The sequence below is a fragment of the Bacillus sp. ME78 genome (genome assembly GCF_903970865.1).
GTDB lineage: Bacteria > Bacillota > Bacilli > Bacillales > Bacillaceae_G > Bacillus_A > Bacillus_A cereus.
Map to the genome: position 1 here is coordinate 1 of NZ_CAJCKK010000002.1, position 20,711 is coordinate 20,711.

The window sequence follows — 20,711 nt, forward strand, 5'->3', positions numbered from 1 at the left end:
AGAAGAACAGAAGAAAGCAGAAGAACAGAAGAAAGCAGAAGAACAGAAGAAAGCAGAAGAACAGAAGAAAGCAGAAGAACAGAAGAAAGCAGAAGAACAGAAGAAAGCAGAAGAACAGAAGAAAGTAGAAGAACAGAAGAAAGTAGAAGAACAGAAGAAAGCAGAAGAACAAAAGAAAGTAGAAGAGCAGAAGAAAGTAGAAGAACAGAAGAAAGCAGAAGAACAAAAGAAAGTAGAAGAGCAGAAGAAAGCGGAGTAACTGCTTTAGTGAAACAGCCAGAAAACAAGAATGTGTTGTAAGAGAGTGTGAACGAATAAGCAAGACTAGTAATATTTATACGAGTGTGAGGGAAAGTTAGCCCTCACCTCTTTGTTTTGCTTTTTCTTATAGTATTAAATGATTTGAGTGTGAAAAAAGATATAAATTATCATTCTTTTTTCTGAAAAGTCTAAATAATATTGAGAAATAAAAATAACTGAAAATATTAATAAATATGTGTTGTGTTTATATAGGATTGTTCGTTATAATGAACATAAGGTTTTTAAAAAAGAACATATATTAGCTAAGCTAATATAGTTTTCTTTACATCTCTTATTGAAAAATAAGTGATAAAAATATAAAAAAAAGCTAGGGGGAATTGATTGTGAGTCTGAAAAAGAAATTAGGTATGGGAGTTGCATCAGCAGCATTGGGGTTAGCTTTAATTGGTGGAGGAACATTTGCATTCTTTAGCGATAAAGAAGTATCAAACAATACATTTGCAGCTGGGACGTTAGACCTTACATTAAACCCTAAGACGCTTGTAGATATTAAAGATTTAAAACCAGGGGATTCTGTTAAGAAAGAGTTCTTATTACAAAACAGCGGTTCGTTAACTATTAAAGACGTTAAATTAGCAACAAAGTATACTGTTAAAGATGCAAAAGGTGATAATGCTGGTGAAGACTTTGGTAAGCACGTTAAAGTAAAATTCCTTTGGAACTGGGATAAACAAAGTGAGCCTGTATACGAAACAACTTTAGCAGACTTACAAAATGTGGATCCAGATCTTTTAGCTAAAGACATCTTTGCTCCTGAGTGGGGAGAAAAGGGTGGATTAGCAGCTGGTACAGAGGATTATCTATGGGTGCAATTTGAATTTGTAGATGATGGAAAAGACCAAAATATCTTCCAAGGTGATACATTGAATTTAGAATGGACATTCAATGCTAACCAAGAAGCTGGGGAAGAAAAATAATAAAAAAGCGGGTATTCCCGCTTTTTTTTATAAAGAAAAAGAAGTGCTGGTTGTAAGCACTTCTTTCTATTATTATTTTTGATTTTGCTTCCACTTTGTAAATTCAAGAAATTCACGAAATTGTTCTTTGGAGACACCAGAGTTCATTGCATCTTTAACGAGTTGTGTCCATTCGGAGTCTAGGTTAGTTTCCTTTGTTGTTTCATCATGAAGTAAAGTATCAACTGGAATTTGTAGAACTGCTGCGATTTTTTCAAGAAACTGAATGGAAGGGTTTTTTTGTAAATTTCGTTCTATAGAACTAATGTAAGATTTAGCAACGCCAGCTTTTTCGGCAAGTTCAGTTAATGAAATCCCTTTTTGTAAACGAAGGCGTTTTATACGTTCTCCAATCATATTTGCGCACCTTTCTATCAATATGTAGTTGTCTTATGATGTCATTATTATAACATAAACTTCGTTAAAAAGAACAAACCTATTGAGCCTGACTGGACGGCTTCATACGTTGGAAAAATTGCTCAATGTCTTGCATGGCGATACCAGCATCTAGAGCTTCAAGTATTAAATCAATCCATTCTTGATCCAGTGCGTCTGTCTTATCTTTGTACAAATGTAATTCCTCCCTAATTATCGGTCATAATTGCTGCTACAGAATACATGATAATGCAATCGGATTTTGTGTTTTATATAGTGAATTATCAAATATTTTGTAGATGAAACAAAGATAAAATCCCCATTAAACTCCCTCTATGGAAATTATAAATTGTTCGATAAAAACTTTCAATATTTTCAGAAAACATTGTTGAATTGTGATATATTCGTATGCTAACTATGAAATTTTTACAAATATATTAAAAACATTACATAATATGACTAAATATTGAAAAAATATTGAATTTTTAATAAAATTCAATTTGTAATACATATTATTTATTAGGGGAGGAAATATGGGATGAACAAGAAACCGTTCAAAGTTTTGTCATCAATCGCTTTAACAGCTGTATTAGGCCTTTCATTCGGAGCTGGCACTCAATCTGCATATGCTGAAACACCTGTGAATAAGACAGCTACGAGCCCAGTCGATGATCATTTAATTCCAGAAGAACGTTTAGCAGATGCACTGAAAAAACGTGGGGTAATTGATTCTTCAGCTTCAGAGAAAGAAACAAAGAAAGCTGTTGAAAAGTATGTAGAGAACAAAAAGGGTGAAAATCCTGGGAAAGAAGCAACAAATGGGGATCAACTTACGAAAGAAGCATCTGACTTTTTAAAGAAAGTGAAAGATGCGAAAGCAGACACGAAAGAAAAACTAAATCAGCCAGCAACAGGGACACCTGCAGCGACAGGCCCAGTTAAGGGTGGTCTAAATGGTAAAGTACCAACTTCTCCAGCAAAGGGAAAAGAATATAACGGTGAAGTTCGTAAAGATAAAGTACTCGTTTTACTTGTAGAGTACGCTGACTTTAAACATAACAATATTGATAAAGAACCTGGTTATATGTATACTGACGATTTTAACAAAGAACATTATGAAAAAATGTTATTTGGTAATGAGCCATTCGCATTAGAGGATGGTAGCAAAATCGAAACGTTTAAACAATATTACGAAGAGCAATCCGGTGGTAGTTACACAGTGGATGGAACAGTTACAAAATGGTTAACAGTTCCTGGTAAAGCTGCTGATTACGGTGCAGATGCTGCTACAGGTCATGATAATAAAGGACCAAAAGGACCACGTGATCTAGTAAAAGATGCATTAAAGGCAGCTGTAGATAGCGGTCTTGATTTATCACAGTTTGATCAGTTCGATCAATACGATGTAAATGGTGATGGAAATCAAAATCAACCTGACGGTTTAATCGATCATTTAATGATTATTCATGCGGGTGTTGGACAAGAAGCTGGCGGTGGTAAATTAGGTGATGATGCAATTTGGTCACATCGCTGGACAGTTGGACCAAAACCATTCGCAATTGAAGGTACACAAGCGAAAGTTCCATATTGGGGCGGAAAGATGGCAGCATTCGACTACACAATTGAACCAGAAGATGGCGCAGTTGGTGTATTCGCGCATGAATATGGTCATGATTTAGGTCTTCCAGATGAGTATGATACAGACTATACGGGTCATGGTGAGCCAATTCAAGCTTGGTCTGTTATGAGTGGCGGCAGCTGGGCGGGTAAAATCGCTGGAACAACACCGACGAGTTTTTCACCACAAAATAAAGAGTTTTTCCAAAAAACAATCGGTGGTAACTGGGCAAATATCGTAGAAGTAGATTACGAGAAATTAAATAAAGGTATCGGTCTAGCAACATATTTAGATCAAAGTGTTACGAAATCTAACCGTCCAGGTATGATTCGTGTTAACTTACCAGATAAAGATGTAAAAACAATTGCACCAGCATTTGGTAAACAGTATTACTACAGTACAAAAGGTGACAATCTTCATACAACGTTAGAAACACCACTGTTCGATTTAACGAATGCAACGAATGCGAAATTTGATTTCAAATCGTTATATGAAATCGAAGCAGAGTATGATTTCCTTGAAGTACATGCTGTAACAGAAGATGGTCAAAAAACGTTAATTGAAAGACTTGGCGAGAAAGCAAATAATGGAAATGCAGATTCGACAAATGGAAAATGGATTGACAAATCATATGATTTAAGTCAATTCAAAGGTAAAAAAGTAAAATTAACGTTTGAGTACATTACGGATGGTGGTTTAGCATTAAATGGTTTCCTACTTGATAATGCTTCATTAACAGTGGATGGTAAAGTAGTATTCTCTGATGATGCAGAAGGTACACCACAATTAAAATTAGATGGTTTCGTTGTATCTAGCGGAACAGAGAAGAAAAAACATAATTACTACGTAGAGTGGAGAAACCATACTGGATCAGATAGCGCATTGAAATTTGCTCGCGGTCCAGAATATAACTCAGGTATGGTTGTATGGTATGCAGACTCAGCTTACGCAGATAACTGGGTTGGTTTACATCCAGGACATGGTTTCCTTGGTGTAGTTGATTCTCATCCAGAAGCAATTGTAGGGACTTTAAATGGTAAACCGACAATTGAAAGTAGTACACGATTCCAAATCGCTGATGCTGCATTCTCATTCGATAAAACGCCAGCTTGGAAAGTTGTATCTCCAACGCGTGGAACGTATACGTATGATGGCTTAGCGGGTGTACCGAAATTTGATGATTCGAAAACGTATATTAATCAACAGATTCCAGATGCAGGACGTATTTTACCGAAGCTTGGTCTGAAGTTTGAAGTAGTAGGACAAGCTGATGATAATTCTGCAGGTGCTGTTCGTTTATATCGTTAATACTGTGAAACTACCGAGAGATTTTCTTTCGGTAGTTTTTTTGTGAGCAATGAATTTTATATAGCTGAAAAAGTCATATATAATGTAACTTTAAGAATAGAAATTTGTTATATATGAAGTCTATATAAATAATGAAAGAATTGGATAAAAATAGTGGGAGAAGGTGAGTGAATGAGTATTACCTCTATTGTAAGTAGGCAAAAGGAATATTTTTTAAAAGGGCATACGAGAAGCATCGAAATGAGAAAGAATAATTTGAAGAAGCTTTATGAAGGCATTCAGCGTTTTGAAGAAGAAATATTTCAGGCATTGAAATTAGATTTAAATAAGTCAGTTCACGAGTCGTTTACAACGGAAGTTGGATATGTATTAAAAGAAATTTCCTTTCAATTGAAACATATGTCATCGTGGAGTAAACCGAAGCGAGTTCGAACAGCACTCACTCATTTTGGATCAAAAGGAAAAGTAGTGCCAGAGCCGTATGGTGTGACGCTTATTATTGCACCGTGGAACTATCCTTTTCAATTAGCAATTGCACCACTTGTAGGAGCACTTGCAGCTGGAAATACAATCGTTTTAAAGCCATCAGAGTTAACGCCAAGCGTTTCAAAAGTGCTTAAGAGAATGTTAGGTGAATTATTCCCAGAAGAGCTTGTAGCGGTAGTAGAAGGTGGCGTTGAAGAGAGTACATCTTTGCTGAGGGAACCAATTGATTATATTTTCTTTACTGGTAGTGTTGGCGTTGGAAAAGTTGTAATGGAAGCAGCAGCGAAACAGTTGACGCCGCTTACGTTAGAACTTGGCGGGAAAAGTCCTTGTATTGTACATAAAGATGCAAAGATAGAGATGACAGCAAGAAGAATTGTTTGGGGTAAGTTTTTAAATGCAGGGCAGACATGTGTAGCGCCTGATTATATGTACGTGCATTCTTCCGTGAAAGAACAGCTAGTTGAGGCACTGCGACATGAAATCACAGAGCAGTATAGTAAAGAACCTTTGCAAAATGAAAATTACGTGCGTATTGTAAGTGAGCGTCATTTTGAACGATTATGTGGATTTTTACAAGATGGTCAAGTCGTAATTGGTGGAAACTATAAGAAAGATACATTACATATTGAACCGACAGTGCTAGCGGATATTACATGGCAAGATGCTGTTATGGAAGATGAAATTTTTGGTCCGATTTTACCAATCATAGAGTACGACAATATAGAAGATGTAATTGGCACAATCCAGCAACATCCGAAGCCGTTAGCGTTATATGTATTTTCGGAAGATAAAGAAGTACAAAAGAAAGTGACGAGTAATATTTCATATGGTGGAGGCTGTATTAATGATGTTGTCTACCATCTTGCCACGCCATATTTACCTTTTGGGGGTGTTGGAAGTAGTGGATTAGGGGGTTATCATGGGGAAGAAAGTTTTCGGACTTTTTCACATTATAAAAGCATTTTAGCCCAATCTACAGCATTCGACATGAAAATTCGTTACTCTTCTACAAAAAGTGCTTTAAAATTCATACGAAAGTTGTTAAAATGATGATGGTGTTTATCAGTAGGCGTAGCCGTATGATAATAGCCCCTTCGCGATGGAAGGGGTTTTTCTGTTCGACGTTATGTATCATGCGAAAATGAATCAAACATACTACATAAAGAATAGAAACGAACGCTTGCTAAATAACCATTTTTGTTTGGATCGAAACAAAAAATAGTCTATAGAACATAAATATTTATTCATGAATATAAAAATTTAAAATTTAAGGTAGATAGGACGGGAAAATGAAAAAGATTATTAAAGTTGAAGCAGTTGAAAAACATTTTGGAAATCAAGTGATTATCCCACCTCTTTCTTTAGATATTAAAGAGGGAGAGTTTTTAACAATTTTAGGGCCGAGTGGCTGCGGGAAAACGACTTTACTTCGTATGATCGCAGGATTTGAAACTCCAACTAAAGGGAATCTTTTATTAGATGATGAAAGAATTAACGATTTGCCACCATATAAGCGTCATATGAACCTAGTGTTCCAACATTACGCACTATTCCCACATATGACAGTAGAGAAGAATATTTGTTTTGGTATGAAAATGCAGAAAGTATCAGCAGCAGAGCAGAAAGAGCGTGCTGAAGAGGCAATGCGTTTAACGCAGTTACTTGAGTTCCGTAATCGTAAACCTGCTAAGCTTTCTGGTGGACAACAGCAGCGTGTTGCAATTGCAAGAGCGATTGTAAATAATCCGCGTGTATTACTATTAGATGAGCCACTTGGAGCGCTTGACTTTAAGTTACGAAAAGACTTGCAACGTGAATTGAAAAACTTACAACGTAATTTAGGAATTACGTTTATATACGTAACGCACGATCAAGAAGAAGCAATGAGCATGAGCGATCGTATCGTCGTTATGAATAAAGGACATATCGAACAAATTGGAACGCCGAAAGAAATTTATAATAAGCCGAAAACATTGTTCGTTGCGACATTCATCGGTGAAAATAATATTGTGAAAAATGGGGAAGGCTATGTAGCAATTCGCCCTGAAAATGTGAAAGTACGTTCGGTTGAAGAACCAATTTTAAAAGAATACCATCTTGGACATATTGAAGATATCGAGTTTGTCGGAAATATGGAGAAGCTTTATGTACGTGATGAGAAAACATCAGAATTACTAATGGCATATCAAACTGCTGAAGAGGCAGCGCAGTGGAGCATTGGAGATAATGTATATGTAGGCTGGGAGCAAGAGGACGAGGTGACCTTAAATTGAAAAAAGGGAAATTACTCGCACTACCTACAGTCGCGTGGCTGTTAATTTTCTTCCTAATCCCGCTCGTATTCGTATTAGGATTTGCCTTCATGCAGCGCGGAGCTTACGGGACAGTAGAAATGCAATTTACGCTAGAGAATATATCCCGTGTGTTTGATCCATTGTACTTAGGAACGTTATGGGAAACTGTTAAGATTGCAGTTATTACTACAGTAATATGTTTATTAATTGGTTATCCATTTGCGTATACAATTACAATTGTTGACCGCAAATATCGTTCTATTCTTTTATTATTGGCAACGATCCCGTTTTGGATTAACTTTCTTGTTCGTTCATACGCATGGATTGTTATTTTACGTTCACAAGGTCTTGTGAATACGTTGTTATTAAAACTCGGCATTATTAGTGAACCGTTAAATTTATTATATAATACGCCTTCTGTAATACTCGGAATGGTCTATTCTTTATTACCATTTATGATTTTACCAGTGTATGCAGCAATTGAGCAGCTGGATAAGCGTAAGCTAGAAGCGGCTTATGATTTAGGAGCAACACCAATAAAGGCATTTTGGAATATAACAGTGCCGATGACAATGTCAGGAATTGCGACTGGTTCTATTTTAGTATTCGTTTCTTCTATCGGAATGTTTGTTGTATCAGACGTGATGGGCGGATCGAAAGTAGCATTAATCGGAAACGTTATTCAAAACCAATTCTTAGGTGCACGTGACTGGCCGTTTGGATCTGCGTTATCGATTATCGTTGTTCTATTCTCTGTTCTGTTAATTTACTTATATTATCGTGCAACGAAAGTATATAAATATAATGAGAACGGAGGGGAATAGGCAAAGATGAAGAAGTTTTTAGTTTCTTATTCTTGGTTAATTTTGTTATTCTTGTATTTTCCAATGATGGTTTTAATGGTCTATTCTTTCAACGACTCTCGCATTAATGCGGAGTGGGAAGGTTTTACATTCCATTGGTATACAGATTTATTTCAAAAACAAGATGTTATTGATGCATTTGTAAATAGTATTACGATTGCAGTTATAACAACGATTGTGACAACGGTACTTGGTGTATTCTTTGCGATTGCTTTACATCGTTATAAATATCGTTTCGAAGGGGCTATTAATGGCCTTGTATATTTACCAATTTTAATTCCTGATATTTTAATGGGATTATCTTTACTAATTCTTTTCAGTCAGCTAGGAATGGAACTTGGACAAACAACGATTATTATTGCACATATTACATTTAGTATTTCGTTTGTTGTTGTTATTTTAGCTGCGCGTCTTTCAAGTATGGGACGTGACTTAGAAGAAGCTGCAAATGATTTAGGAGCAACGCCTTGGCAAACGTTTCGTTTTGTAACGTTCCCAGCAATTGCACCGGGAGTTATTTCAGCAGCATTATTAACATTCACATTATCAATTGATGATTTTGTAATTAGTTTCTTCGTATCAGGACCAGGATCAACAACATTGCCATTATACATTTACAGTATGGTTAAGCGCGGAGTATCACCAGAAATTAATGCTCTTTCTACAATTTTAATTGTTGCTATCGTAGGATTAATGGTTCTATCTGAAATCTTCCGTAACAAAGGTGCAGATGGTGAAGAAAACTCTGGAGGACACCTTCCTTTATAATACGAACGATATAGAAAGTACGAGGGGGTAATAAACCGATGAAATTAATGAAAAGAATAGCTGGCGCAGCAATTAGCTTTAGCCTTGTTGCTGGTGTGCTTGCTGGTTGTGGTGAAAAGAAAGAAGAATTAAATATTTATAGCTGGGCTGACAATTTTGATGAGCAAGTGCTAAGAGATTTTGAAAAGAAGTATAATGTGAAAATTAACTATGATAAGTACGCAAGTAACGAAGAAATGCTTGCGAAATTACAAGCTGGTGGCGCAAAGTATGATTTAATTCAACCATCTGATTACATGGTTAAAACAATGGCAAAAATGGATTTATTAGCGCCGTTAGATAAAAAGAATATCCCAAATATCGAAAACATGGTTTCTAATTTCAAAACACCTGCGTTTGATCCAGATAATAAATATTCTTTAGTGTACACTTGGGGTGTAACAGGGATTGCATACAATAAAAAGTATGTGAAAGAAGCACCTACAAGCTGGGCTGACTTATGGAATGAGAAATATAAAGGACATGTAACGTTATTAAACGATTCTCGTGAAGTATTAGGAGTGGGTCTTAAGAAGCACGGGTTCTCAAACAGTACAAAAGAAGATGCAGAGTTAAAGACAGCAGCAGATGATTTAAAGAAGCTGCTTCCAAACTTATTAGCATTTGATACAGATAACATTAAACAAAAATTCATTACAGAAGATGCTTGGATCGGAACAGTTTGGTCTGGAGATGCAGCATTTATCGCAAAAGATAATAAAGATGTAGAATACGTTGTACCAAAAGAAGGCGGCACAATTTGGGCTGATACGTTAGCAATTCCAAAAGGTGCAAAACATAAAGAGCTTGCTGAGAAGTTTATGAACTACTTACTTGATGAAAAAGTAAGTGTGAAAAACTACGAGTCAATAGGTTACAGTAATCCAAATGAAAAAGCTCATCCTCTTCATAGTAAAGAATACCGTGATAATCACATGATTTTCTTAACGAAAGAAGAGTTAGATCGTACAGAATGGCTTGTTGATGTAGACGATAAGTTAAAAGACTATGATCGTTACTGGACAGAGCTAAAAACAAAAGGTAAATAAGTAAGAAAATGCGGTTTCTAAAGTAGAAATCGCATTTTTTCATAGTAGGAGGAAATCGTTTGAAGAAGAAGTTACATCAGTATGAGGTAATATGTATCGGTTTATTATTTGCTGTATTTAGTATTGTTGCTTGGCGCGTACATGCAGGTGGCGTTACAGTAATGGATACATATGTCCGCGGATTAGTAAAAGGGCTACAAACGGAAAGTTCCCTTACATTTTTCTCGTACTTTACAAAATTGGGGTCAGCAATTGGGATAGCTGCTACGCTCGTTATAAGTTTGCTTGTTTTTTGGAAGAAGCGTTATTATGCTGCGATGATTGTGTATCCAATGGGAATTTTAATAACCCATCTTGTGAATAAAGGGATAAAAGAGATTGTAAAGAGAGAACGTCCGTCATTAAATGAAGCGTTAGATGCACTTGGATATAGTTTTCCTAGTGGACATGCAATGCTATCGATTATGACATTTGGATTTCTTGCTTATATCATTGCTGCTAATTTGAAAAGCATAGCTGGGAAATGTGTCATAACGATTTTGATGGGTATAGTAATCCTATCGATTGGATTAAGTAGAGTCATTTTAGATGTACATTACCCAACTGATATTTTAGCTGGTTACTGCGTAGGTGGTATTTTGTTAGTTATCGCTATTTACTATCATCGTTTACTTACTGAGAGATTGGGGCTTAATAAAGAGAGATAGAAAAAACGCCTGGAAAAACTATCATTATAGTGTTCCTAGGCGTTTTTTGTTTGTATAAAGATATGATACAGTATAAGTGACAATTGAATTATTTAAAGTAGGTGAAAATGTGTGAAGACAAATGTTCATAAAGTTGATAAGTGGGGGAAGTTAGGAGCTTTTTTGTATCAATTTCGTTATACAGTAATTGTAGCGTTACTGTTGCTTGCAATCGCACTTGGGATTTTTGCTCCAAAGCTACCGGGAGTATTAGGTGGTGACGGTTTCCAAACGGAAGGAGACTATCAAAAAACAAAAGAAATTTTAGATAAAGATTTTAAGAAGTCTCAAGATACGCTTCTGCTCGTTTTTGAGAAAAATAAAGATGCTTCGCATGAGGAATTTAAAAAGCGAATAGATGAAATTGTAAAGAATGTTCAAGAGAAAGAGAACTATGAATCTTTCCATCACCCAATCCAAAATAAAGAAATGCTACAAGATGACATCGGTTATGCAACAATTTTATTTTCCGGGAAAACAAATAAAGAAAGAATGGAAAAGACATTACAATTTGCTAATGAGATTGAGAAAGAAAGTAATGTAGCATTAAAAGTAACACCTACAGGATTTCCGAAAATTAATCAAGAGATTAATGAAAGAACGCAAAATGATTTAAAAGTAGCAGAAATGATTGGATTACCAATTGCGTTTCTTGTATTACTATTTTCGTTTGGTAGCCTTTTGGCATCAATTTTACCGATTTTGAATGGAGCGCTTAGTGTTATTAGCACGATGGGTATATTGTATTTCATCGGTGTGGATAAAGAACTATCTATTTTCGTGTTAAACGTTGCACCGATGATTGGACTTGCACTATCTATTGATTTTGCGCTATTATTTGTGAACCGTTTTCGAGAGGAAGTTGCTAAACGAACGGTAAAAGAAGCGATAGCAATTACATATCAGACGGCAGGACGTGCAATTGTATTTTCAGGATTATGCGTATTTGTTGGGTTATCCGGTTTGTTTTTCTTTAAGATAGATTATATTCAATCTGTCGCAATTAGCGGAATGATTGTTGTGATTATGAGTATTTTATTCTCACTCACACTTCTTCCAGCGTTATTATCGTTAATCGGTAAAAAAATATTAAAAAAGAATCAAGTAGCACATACGCCGGCAAAAGCATGGCGTAAATTTGCACAATTTGTGATGAAACATCCAATTGCAATGATTGTTGTTGTTACAACATTTATTGTTATTTGCTTATTACCGTTACGTACAGCTAATTTGCAGTTCCCTAGTGTTGAAGCTTTACCTGAAAAGAGTGATACAAGGATTGCATATGAAAAGTATGAAGAAGCATTTAATAAAACTGTCAAAACACACGCTGATGTTACGTTAGTTGTAGAGACGAAAAAAGATATGAAAGAAAAAGAAAGTCTACAAAAGATAGAAGAAGTCGTTCAAAAGTTAAAAGATGATAAAAAAGTACATGAAGTAAGAAGTTTATACGACGGGTTAACTGGAATGAAAGCAGATCAAGTTGCTGGAATATTGCAGTCGCCAGAAGTAGCAAAACTAACTCCTGTATTTGAAGCATACACAAAAGGGAATAAGACGAAGATAGAAGCTTTTTTGAAAACAAAACCACGTACAGAGACTGCAAAACAGTGGGTGCGTGACTTTAAAAAGAACTATAAAGAAACAAATGTTACGTATTATCTAGGCGGAATGACGACGTTTCAACAAGAATTAGAAGATGAAATTAAAGATAAAGTTGTAATTGGTATGTCTGTTATATTTGGATCGACCTTTGTTATATTATTATTTGCATTCCGATCTATACTCATTCCAATTAAGGCAATTATTATGAATATACTTAGTTTGAGTGCAACCATTGGAATTGTTGTTTGGTTATTTGAAGGTGGTCATTTCGGTTTAGAAGCGAGTCCGGTTCTGTTTGTCTTACCAATCTTCATTTTTGGCCTCGTATTTGGGCTTAGTATGGATTATGAAGTATTTCTTATTTCACGTATTCACGAGCTCTATGAAGAAACAGGAGATAACGATCAAGCAACGTTAGAAGGGCTCGTTTCAACAAGTAGAATCATTACATCAGCTGCATTAATTATGATTGTTGTAACGGGTGCATTCGCATTTACTGATATTTTACCAGTAAAGCAGATGGGGCTTGGCGTGGCATTAGCAATATTTCTTGATGCAACAATTATTCGTCTTATGCTCGTTCCAAGCTTAATGAAGTTATTTGGAGACTGGAATTGGTGGTTACCATTTCGAAAAAAACGAGAAAAATCATCGTAAAAAAATGCTCATCATATTGATGAGCATTTTTTTATGAATAGCAAGACCTACATTTTGCAAATAGTATGTGATAAGAACATTACATACAAGTAGGTGAAGGCAATGTTTCGTTATTTTAAGTTTAAGTTAAATGATACAGTACAGTTTGCAGAAAACGATGGGCATATGTATCGCATTGTCGGTTATCGGTTAGAAAAGGGATTTTATCCAAAAGATGAATGGACTCATATCATTTATGAACTACTTAGAGAATTTGACGGGTATACGATGGATGCAGAGGAGGAAGAACTTGTAAAGGTCGTTCAAGTAGAGGATGAGTATTACAAAATACAAGAAGTATCAGGTTATCGTTATCCAGTAAAAATGAAACAAAAACAACAAGTGATGAAAATAGAAAGGATGGACGATTTATTAGATGCTTACAATGACTATAAAAGGTTGGCGGATTTCTTTAAAGATTTATCGTATGAACAAAAAGCTGAAGAAGTATTGTTAGAAATGAAAAGACTTAGAGCTTGAGGGGCAGTCTATTATAAGACTGTCCTCTATTTTTGACGGTGCACCAAAGTGTGTTTTCCGTTACAATGAGAGAATCAATAGAAATAAGGTGATAAACAGTATGGAAACAAAGAAAAAGGGCGAATGGTGTGAAATTACCGTTCCAACTAAATGGAATGGTATAAGTATTGAATCGGTATTAAAAGTAGAATGGGAAATACCGAAAAAGCTATTACATCAGCTTCGTATGGAAAAAGGTGTTACGGTTAACGGAGAACAAAGAAGATGGAATGAGCTTTTAAAAGAGAACGATAAGTTACAAGTTCATATGTTTGCGGAGGAAGAGTACGGTGTGGATCCAGAATATGGTGAATTGCATGTAGTATACGAAGATGATCACGTACTCATCGTAAATAAACCAGAGAAAATGGACACACATCCTGCTGAAAAAGGTGGAACCGGGACGCTTGCAAATCTTGTTGCTTTTCATTTTCAAATGCAAGGTTTAGAGACGAAGGTGCGTCATATTCATCGTTTAGATAAAGATACGACAGGTGGTGTCGTATTTGCTAAGCATAGAATTGCTGGTGCAATTATGGATCGTTTATTAATGGAACGAAAAATTAAAAGGACGTACGCAGCGCTCGTTGAAGGGACAGTAAAGAAGAAACAAGGAACGATTGATGCTGCTATTGGAAGGGATCGCCATCATGCTACAAGGCGTCGTATTTCTCCAAAAGGTGACCAAGCTATCACATATTATAAAGTAGAAAAGTATTTTAAGAAGCAAAACACGACTTTCGTAACGTTACAATTAGAAACGGGTAGAACGCATCAAATTCGTGTTCATATGAGCCATAATGGTAATCCACTAGTTGGGGATGTATTATATGGTGGACAAACAAAATATATGTCCAGTCAAGCATTGCATGCGATGAAGATAAATTTCTTGCATCCAATTACGAAAGAAGCGATTAAAGTTGATGTGCCGTTTCCTACAAAGTTAGATAATAAAATAAGAGAATTTCAAAAAGAAAATGCGTAAAGTATAAGTTTTAATTTGAAAAAAGTAGATTTTTGCAGGGATTTCTCTAAAAGGAGCGAAGCCGTTAAGAGAAAAGAGAGGTGAGAATCACTTGATCAAATATAAGTATGTACTTGGAATATTTTTCGCTTGTCTTTTAGTTACTCTATGTCTCTATCCCTATTTACCAACTCGTATGGCAGTACATTGGAATGTAAATGGTGAGCCAAACGAGTTTATGAGTAAACAAGTTGTTGTAGCATTTATTCCTTGTTTTATTATTTTTTCATATGGATTTTTGTATATTATTTCACATAATATATTTAAGTTTAATGAAAGAGAGCATGGTATTATAGACGGATTTATAAAGAAAATCACGTTATTTATGTTGTTTATTCATATGCTTATCCTCTTTATTAATTTTGAGGATTTGATATCCTTTCAAACAGGATTAACGATTGGGATTAGTATGTTTCTTTTTATGCTGAGTAAAGAATTTAAGAAAATAAAAGGCAAAGAAAAAGACCCAATTAAATTACAAAAAATTCGTTTAGTAAGTAGACGGATTTTTCAAGTGATGGCATGTGGCATATTGTTTTCATTGTTTTTGAACTTAGAGTGGGGATTTTATGTATTGCTTAGTGTAATAAGCTGTGGATCTATGCTATTTATGTTATATATTTTCTATTCATACATAATAGAAAGTTATGAAACTTAAAAAAGAGTCTTCTCATTATGAGAAGACTCTTTTAATCTATTTACTTTGTAATAAATTGTTGTGTCCAGTAGTTGCCGCTTTCTACATAACCAACACCGATGTGAGTGAAGCCGTTATTTAAGATGTTTGCACGGTGTCCAGCGCTGTTCATCCAAGCTTGTACCACTTCTTCAGGTGTACGTTGGCCTTGAGCGATGTTTTCACCTGCAGATGTATAAGAAATACCAAATTTCTTCATCATGTCAAACGGAGACCCGTATGTAGGGCTGTTATGATCAAAGTAGTTGTTTTTTTGCATGTCTTCAGACTTAATACGTGCTACTTTGCTTAATTCAGTATCGATTTTTAGTGCTGGTAAACCTTGTTTTGCACGCTCAGCGTTTGTTAATTCAACAACACGTTGTTCGAACTCGCTTAAAGATTTTGCTTCTTCAGCAGGCTTTTGCTCAGCTGGTTTTTGTTCAGCAGGTTTTTGCGTATTGTTGTTTTCAGCAGGCTTTTGAGCTTCTGGTTTTTGAACTTCTTCAGCAGGCTTTTGCTCGGCAGGTTTTTGCTCAGCAGGCTTTTGAGTTTCTGGCTTAGCTGTTGGTTGCTCAGTTACAACATTTTCAGTAGGTTGTTGACCAGGAATGAAGCAATTTGGTTGGAAGTTTCCTTGTTGCCATTGTGCTAATGATTCAACTCCCATAGATTGTAAGAATGCTTGTAGTTCTTGTTGGCTCATTTGCTTCATCATCACTTTTGAATGCTGAATATTTTGAACCTTTACGTTAGATGGTTGTACTGTTGCAGCTTGTGCATCTAGAGAAGATACTCCTAAAGTAAGAGCTGTTGCAGCAGCTACAGATAATAAAACACGCTTTTTCATGATGTGTGTCCCCCTATATAAAGTTTTAATTTGTTTTCACACGATTTGTTTTTGACAGCCTGTCTGACTGACAAATTCATCGTAGCATATAATTTGCGAGAAAAAAGATGGAAAAAAATTCATAGACTTTAAAATTACCTAATTTATCCTAAGAGAAGAAGGGAGCAAAAATAAGAGAAATATAGAGTATAAAAGGAATTTATAGTGTTTTTATACTTGGTTTTAAGAGGGGGTTTTTGGATAAAGTTACCTAAATAGAAAATGAAGAATCCTATTGTATCAATGGTTTGAGCGATTTTTTGAGGAATATAATGGATTGATTTTTACAAAACTGTAATGTTTCTGTTGTTCTTTTTTATAATAAAGTAACATATTTTTAATGTTGTAGCAGACAAAAAAGCGGCTATCTCTTTACATAGACGAAGGAGATAGCCGTTTTCCTATTATTACGTATGTTACGAGTTATTACGAGTTAGTTTCAATTGCTTCTAATAATAAATCCACAATGTGAATTCCTCTCATTTTATGAGAAAGCCCTTCTCGCTCAATGCCCAATTTCATTTGTAATAAACAACCTGGATTTGCAGTAACAATGGTTGCTGCGTCTGTTTCATGCACACGGTCCATTTTGTAATCTAGAAATTCCATTGATAACTCTGAATGAACAATATTGTAAATACCAGCAGAGCCACAGCAGCGGTCGGCATCTTTCATTTCTCGATATGTTGCACCTTGGATAGCCTCTAGTAACATACGAGGTTCAGAAGATGTGCGCATAACATTGCGTAAATGACAAGAGTCTTGATACGTAATAACTTGCGGTGTGAGTCGTAAGTCAGTTCGCTTATGGAAGTCTAGTTCTACTAGTATAGCAGTAATATCTTTAATTTTAGAAACAAACTGCTTAGCACGTTCAGCCCAATCCGGATCATCCTTTAAAAGATAATCATAGTCTACGAGATAAGCCCCGCAACCACCTGCATTCGTAATAATATAGTCGATATTTAAATCTTCGAATGCTTTTATATTTCGCTTTGCTAATTCTTTTGCGCCACTCTTTTCACCAGCATGTCCATGCAATGCACCGCAGCAACTTTGTGTTTTCGGAATAACGATATCACAACCAGCTAATTGAAGAAGTTTCATCGTTGCGTTATTTGTTTCTAAAAACATCGTATCCATTAAACAGCCTGTGAAGAATGCAACTTGTTTTTTCTTTGTACTTTCTGCAGGTAAAAATGAAGGACGATCTTTCATGGCTTTCATTTTAGGGACTTTTGGTAAAACGAGATCCATCGTTGCAAGTGTTTCAGGGAATAACTTCATAATACCTGTTTTATGTGTTAGCGTTTGTAAACCAGAACGTTGATAAAATCCAATTAGTCCGGTTAATGTTCGCATTCGATTTTGATGGGGGAATAATCCTTCAAAAACGACTTTTCGAACAGCTTTCACTGGCATTGAGAATTTTTTATTTTGATTAATAATATCTCGAGCCTCTTCTAATAAATGTCCATAATTTACACCAGATGGACAAACAGGCTCACAAGCACGGCAACCAAGACAAACGTTTAATGTATTTTCAACATCTTCATCTGGTTCGATTAAACCATCAACGACTGCTTTCATTAATGCGATACGTCCGCGCGGTGAATGTGACTCTTTATATCCGGATTGAATGTAGGTAGGACAAGTAGGTAAACAAAAACCGCATCGCATACAGTTAAGTAGCTCATCTTCACTTAATCGTTCTTTAAATTCTTTTTGAATATTTTCTTTATTTAATGTGGTCATCGCTCAACCACCACTCTTTTTCGAGTGTCTTTCGCGAACATTTTTCCAGGGTTCATAATGTTGTTTGGATCGAAAGCTTGCTTTATTCCTTGCATAGCTGCAATACCTTCTTTACCTAATTTCATTTCTAAATATGGAGCTTTCATTGCACCAACACCATGTTCACCAGTAATTGTGCCACCAAGTTCAATTGCTTTCGCAAATATTTCAGCAAAAGCTTGTTCAGCTCGGTGCATTTCTTCTGCATTACGAGCATCTGTCATACAAGTTGGATGTAAGTTACCATCACCAGCGTGTCCAAACGTACAAATAGGAATATTATATTTTTTTGCAATGGCATTAATAGCTTCAACCATTGGAGCGATTTGTGAACGTGGTACAGTCGCATCTTCTAATATTGTAGTAGGTTTTAATCGTGCGAGCGCTGATAGAGCACTACGGCGAGCAGTACGAAGCGCATCTGCTTCTGTTTCATCTTTTGCAATGCGAACATCAACTGCATTCATAGAGCGGCAAACGTTAGCCATGTTTTCAATATCTCGATTGACTACTTCGGGCGGGCCGTCTTGTTCGATTAATAAAATTGCTTTTACGTCAGTTGGTAAACCGATTTGTGCAAACTCTTCTACAACTTCAATTGTCGGTTGGTCTAAAAACTCAAGGGTTGCTGGAATAATTTTATTTGCAATAATAGAAGAAACAGCACGTGCAGCTTCATTAATATCTTCATATAATGCAAGCATTGTTTTCTTTGTTTCAGGCATAGGAACAAGTTTTAATATAGCTTCTGTTACCACGCCAAGTGTTCCTTCAGAACCGATAAATAAACGAGTTAAATCGTAACCAGCTACATCTTTTGCTAATTTACCACCAGTGCGAATAATATCGCCATTTGGTAAGACAAGTTCAAGCCCCATTACATAATCACGTGTTACGCCATATTTCAAACCGCGTAATCCACCTGAGTTTTCATTAATATTGCCGCCGATTGTAGAAATTTTCATCGAGCTTGGATCTGGTGGATAAAATAAACCTTTTTCTTCTACCGCTTTAATAATATCAAGTGTAATGACACCAGCTTGTACAGTAATTGTTAAGTTTTCTTCATCAATTTCTAAAATATTGTTCATATGGCGGAAAATAAGGACGATACCGCCTTCAAGTGGACATGTTCCTGCGCAAAGATTTGTTCCAGACCCGCGCACATACACAGGAATTTTGTGAGTGTTACATACTTTTAACACTTCAGCTACTTCATTTGTATTACGAGGAGCAATGACTGCATCAGGCATTGCTTGGAAGTTTGGAGTGGCATCATAACTATAAGTTAAACGCCCCATATTGGATGTATCTACATTATCTTCGCCAACAATAGATACGAATGAATGAATAATTTGTTTTTCTAACATTGGAAATCCCCCTCAAACTGTTAACGTGTTTAGTTATAATAAACAACGTGGTAACAGTGCTTTCATTATAATGATAAAAAAGTCGAGGGATTCTTTCTATGTATAATCATCTAAAGATTAATCTGTTTTATCGTTCTTTTTTGTATGATCATCTAATAGGAGGAGTGCGAAGTATAAAACGTTTAAGTCTTTGAATTGTTTTGGATCAAGTCCTGTATGTTCTTCAATCTTTTTTAGCCTGTAATGTAATGTGTTAATGTGTATATGTAATTGTTTAGCCGTCTGTTTATAAGATTGGTTATAATCGATAAATAAGCGCAAAGTATGCATAAGCTCAGGAAATGATAATAACTTTTCGATGGTACGCTCTAGAAATTGTTCACGCGTTTCGGCAGAAATATCTTGTAAACACATTTCTAAACGTAAATCTTCATTAAATACAATTTTTTTCGTTTCCAATGATACAGAAAGAGCGCGTAATGCTTGTTCGTAACATATGTTCATATTGTTTGAGGTAACTGTTTGTCCAATCCCGATATATAAAGGAATAGAAAATAAAGTTTCGCAGTCTTGTTTTAACCGTTTTAAAAATTGATAAGTTTGCTCTTTGGAGCTCGTTGCTGTAAATAAAATAAAACGATCATTTCCCCAACGAACAAATAGATGCTCTTTTGTTAAAATATTACGTATGTGTTGCCATATTTTACGCTGGAGCATCGTGTCATTTTTGCCAATAGAAAACAAAATAAGTTGTTTTTTCTTATATAAATCAATGCCAAGTGTTTTGGCGCGATCAAGAAAACTCGGGGACCACTCTGTATTTTGAAGCCAATCAAAGACGAAAGCTTCATAAGAACGGTGCTCAAGTTCTAGTTGCTCTAAAAAGTAGTTTTCATGAATTAATAATTCGGTCATCTTACGCAATATTTCGCCGTAGCGTGAAATATTTTCAGGTTCTCCTGTAATTCCAATGACACCAATTACTTCATCATGAAATAATAAAGGAAGATTCATCCCAGCCTTTACACCTTGCAATCGCCTTTCATCTTCTTTTGTAATGATGACGGTTTTCTTTTGTTTGGCGCAGCGGAGTGCACCTTCATGAAATTGACCAATTCTTTCTGTATCTGTACTTGCGATAATAACGCCTTCTATATTAATGATAATAATATTTTCTGTAATTAGTCTGCGTACTTCTCGTACAATTTTATTCGCTAAATCAGGAAATAGCATAATTGACACACCTCAAATTCTATTTGTTGTACATTATATATGTAAATTGAGTAAGAAAGGAAAATTTCACACTTTC

At 35.6% G+C, this 20,711-nt stretch carries 19 protein-coding genes; 13 read left to right on the top strand and 6 right to left on the bottom strand.

Annotated features, from left to right (window positions below):
* On the top strand, positions 1-259 hold a 259-nt coding region (locus H6481_RS03610; RefSeq protein ID WP_182811030.1), incomplete at its 5' end, for a hypothetical protein.
* A 385-nt stretch (positions 260-644) separates the two neighbouring features.
* A complete protein-coding gene (gene calY, locus H6481_RS03615; protein WP_000053715.1) occupies positions 645-1,238 on the top strand; it encodes a biofilm matrix protein CalY in 594 nt (197 codons plus the stop codon).
* Positions 1,239-1,310: 72 nt separating this feature from the next.
* Here calY and H6481_RS03620 read toward each other — a convergent pair whose 3' ends face one another.
* Complete coding sequence (locus H6481_RS03620; RefSeq protein ID WP_000578885.1) at positions 1,311-1,634, bottom strand: helix-turn-helix domain-containing protein; 324 nt, start codon at positions 1,632-1,634, stop codon at positions 1,311-1,313.
* Positions 1,635-1,713: 79 nt separating this feature from the next.
* A complete protein-coding gene (locus H6481_RS03625) occupies positions 1,714-1,848 on the bottom strand; it encodes an anti-repressor SinI family protein (RefSeq protein WP_000276219.1) in 135 nt (44 codons plus the stop codon).
* 342 nt (positions 1,849-2,190) lie between these two features.
* Between H6481_RS03625 and inhA1 the strand changes: the two genes are divergently transcribed.
* The 11 genes from inhA1 to H6481_RS03680 all read left to right on the top strand — a co-directional run bounded on the left by inhA1 (position 2,191) and on the right by H6481_RS03680 (position 15,331).
* Positions 2,191-4,578 carry a M6 family metalloprotease immune inhibitor InhA1 gene (inhA1, locus tag H6481_RS03630; RefSeq protein WP_061660516.1) on the top strand — a complete coding sequence of 796 codons (2,388 nt, stop codon included), beginning with the start codon at positions 2,191-2,193 and terminating at the stop codon, positions 4,576-4,578.
* Between the two features lie 171 nt (positions 4,579-4,749).
* A complete protein-coding gene (locus H6481_RS03635; RefSeq protein ID WP_069355257.1) occupies positions 4,750-6,117 on the top strand; it encodes an aldehyde dehydrogenase in 1,368 nt (455 codons plus the stop codon).
* A 239-nt stretch (positions 6,118-6,356) separates the two neighbouring features.
* The gene (gene potA / locus H6481_RS03640; protein WP_000720333.1) at positions 6,357-7,340 is read left to right on the top strand and encodes a spermidine/putrescine ABC transporter ATP-binding protein PotA; all 984 of its coding nucleotides are present in this window, start codon (positions 6,357-6,359) and stop codon (positions 7,338-7,340) included.
* On the top strand, positions 7,337-8,185 hold the full coding sequence (gene potB / locus H6481_RS03645; RefSeq protein WP_000715500.1) for a spermidine/putrescine ABC transporter permease PotB: 849 nt from the start codon (positions 7,337-7,339) through the stop codon (positions 8,183-8,185). Before potA ends, potB begins: the two co-directional genes overlap by 4 nt.
* Before the next feature lie 6 nt (positions 8,186-8,191).
* Positions 8,192-8,992, top strand: coding sequence for a spermidine/putrescine ABC transporter permease PotC (gene potC, locus H6481_RS03650; RefSeq protein ID WP_000714190.1), 801 nt, complete (start codon positions 8,192-8,194; stop codon positions 8,990-8,992).
* Between the two features lie 38 nt (positions 8,993-9,030).
* A complete protein-coding gene (gene potD, locus H6481_RS03655; RefSeq protein ID WP_182811032.1) occupies positions 9,031-10,080 on the top strand; it encodes a spermidine/putrescine ABC transporter substrate-binding protein PotD in 1,050 nt (349 codons plus the stop codon).
* 59 nt (positions 10,081-10,139) lie between these two features.
* Positions 10,140-10,787: a phosphatase PAP2 family protein gene (locus H6481_RS03660; protein WP_000727783.1), complete on the top strand. Its 648-nt coding sequence runs from the start codon at positions 10,140-10,142 to the stop codon at positions 10,785-10,787.
* Between the two features lie 111 nt (positions 10,788-10,898).
* The gene (locus tag H6481_RS03665; RefSeq protein ID WP_182811034.1) at positions 10,899-13,091 is read left to right on the top strand and encodes an MMPL family transporter; all 2,193 of its coding nucleotides are present in this window, start codon (positions 10,899-10,901) and stop codon (positions 13,089-13,091) included.
* A gap of 102 nt (positions 13,092-13,193) precedes the next feature.
* Positions 13,194-13,610 (top strand): hypothetical protein, encoded by a 417-nt coding sequence (locus H6481_RS03670; protein WP_000490302.1) that lies wholly within the window; start codon positions 13,194-13,196, stop codon positions 13,608-13,610.
* 100 nt (positions 13,611-13,710) lie between these two features.
* Positions 13,711-14,634: an RluA family pseudouridine synthase gene (locus tag H6481_RS03675; RefSeq protein ID WP_182811036.1), complete on the top strand. Its 924-nt coding sequence runs from the start codon at positions 13,711-13,713 to the stop codon at positions 14,632-14,634.
* A gap of 91 nt (positions 14,635-14,725) precedes the next feature.
* Positions 14,726-15,331 (top strand): DUF1648 domain-containing protein, encoded by a 606-nt coding sequence (locus H6481_RS03680; RefSeq protein ID WP_000599010.1) that lies wholly within the window; start codon positions 14,726-14,728, stop codon positions 15,329-15,331.
* A gap of 40 nt (positions 15,332-15,371) precedes the next feature.
* Here the strand turns inward: H6481_RS03680 and H6481_RS03685 are convergent, their stop codons facing one another.
* The 4 genes from H6481_RS03685 to H6481_RS03700 all read right to left on the bottom strand — a co-directional run bounded on the left by H6481_RS03685 (position 15,372) and on the right by H6481_RS03700 (position 20,635).
* Complete coding sequence (locus H6481_RS03685) at positions 15,372-16,199, bottom strand: CAP domain-containing protein (protein WP_095691196.1); 828 nt, start codon at positions 16,197-16,199, stop codon at positions 15,372-15,374.
* Positions 16,200-16,664: 465 nt separating this feature from the next.
* Positions 16,665-17,993: a (Fe-S)-binding protein gene (locus H6481_RS03690; RefSeq protein WP_043936070.1), complete on the bottom strand. Its 1,329-nt coding sequence runs from the start codon at positions 17,991-17,993 to the stop codon at positions 16,665-16,667.
* A complete protein-coding gene (glcD, locus tag H6481_RS03695; RefSeq protein WP_000890756.1) occupies positions 17,990-19,402 on the bottom strand; it encodes a glycolate oxidase subunit GlcD in 1,413 nt (470 codons plus the stop codon). Before glcD ends, H6481_RS03690 begins: the two co-directional genes overlap by 4 nt.
* Before the next feature lie 117 nt (positions 19,403-19,519).
* The gene (locus H6481_RS03700; protein ID WP_182811038.1) at positions 19,520-20,635 is read right to left on the bottom strand and encodes a sugar diacid recognition domain-containing protein; all 1,116 of its coding nucleotides are present in this window, start codon (positions 20,633-20,635) and stop codon (positions 19,520-19,522) included.
* Positions 20,636-20,711: the final 76 nt, after the last annotated feature.

Coding starts and splice junctions, on each gene's coding strand:
- H6481_RS03620 (WP_000578885.1), bottom strand. CDS start 1,634: ATGATTGGAGAACGTATAAAACGCCTTCGTTTACAAAAAGGGATTTCA.
- inhA1 (WP_061660516.1), top strand. CDS start 2,191: ATGAACAAGAAACCGTTCAAAGTTTTGTCATCAATCGCTTTAACAGCT.
- H6481_RS03635 (WP_069355257.1), top strand. CDS start 4,750: ATGAGTATTACCTCTATTGTAAGTAGGCAAAAGGAATATTTTTTAAAA.
- potA (WP_000720333.1), top strand. CDS start 6,357: ATGAAAAAGATTATTAAAGTTGAAGCAGTTGAAAAACATTTTGGAAAT.
- potC (WP_000714190.1), top strand. CDS start 8,192: ATGAAGAAGTTTTTAGTTTCTTATTCTTGGTTAATTTTGTTATTCTTG.
- potD (WP_182811032.1), top strand. CDS start 9,031: ATGAAATTAATGAAAAGAATAGCTGGCGCAGCAATTAGCTTTAGCCTT.
- H6481_RS03670 (WP_000490302.1), top strand. CDS start 13,194: ATGTTTCGTTATTTTAAGTTTAAGTTAAATGATACAGTACAGTTTGCA.
- H6481_RS03675 (WP_182811036.1), top strand. CDS start 13,711: ATGGAAACAAAGAAAAAGGGCGAATGGTGTGAAATTACCGTTCCAACT.
- H6481_RS03685 (WP_095691196.1), bottom strand. CDS start 16,199: ATGAAAAAGCGTGTTTTATTATCTGTAGCTGCTGCAACAGCTCTTACT.
- H6481_RS03690 (WP_043936070.1), bottom strand. CDS start 17,993: ATGACCACATTAAATAAAGAAAATATTCAAAAAGAATTTAAAGAACGA.
- glcD (WP_000890756.1), bottom strand. CDS start 19,402: ATGTTAGAAAAACAAATTATTCATTCATTCGTATCTATTGTTGGCGAA.
- H6481_RS03700 (WP_182811038.1), bottom strand. CDS start 20,635: ATGCTATTTCCTGATTTAGCGAATAAAATTGTACGAGAAGTACGCAGA.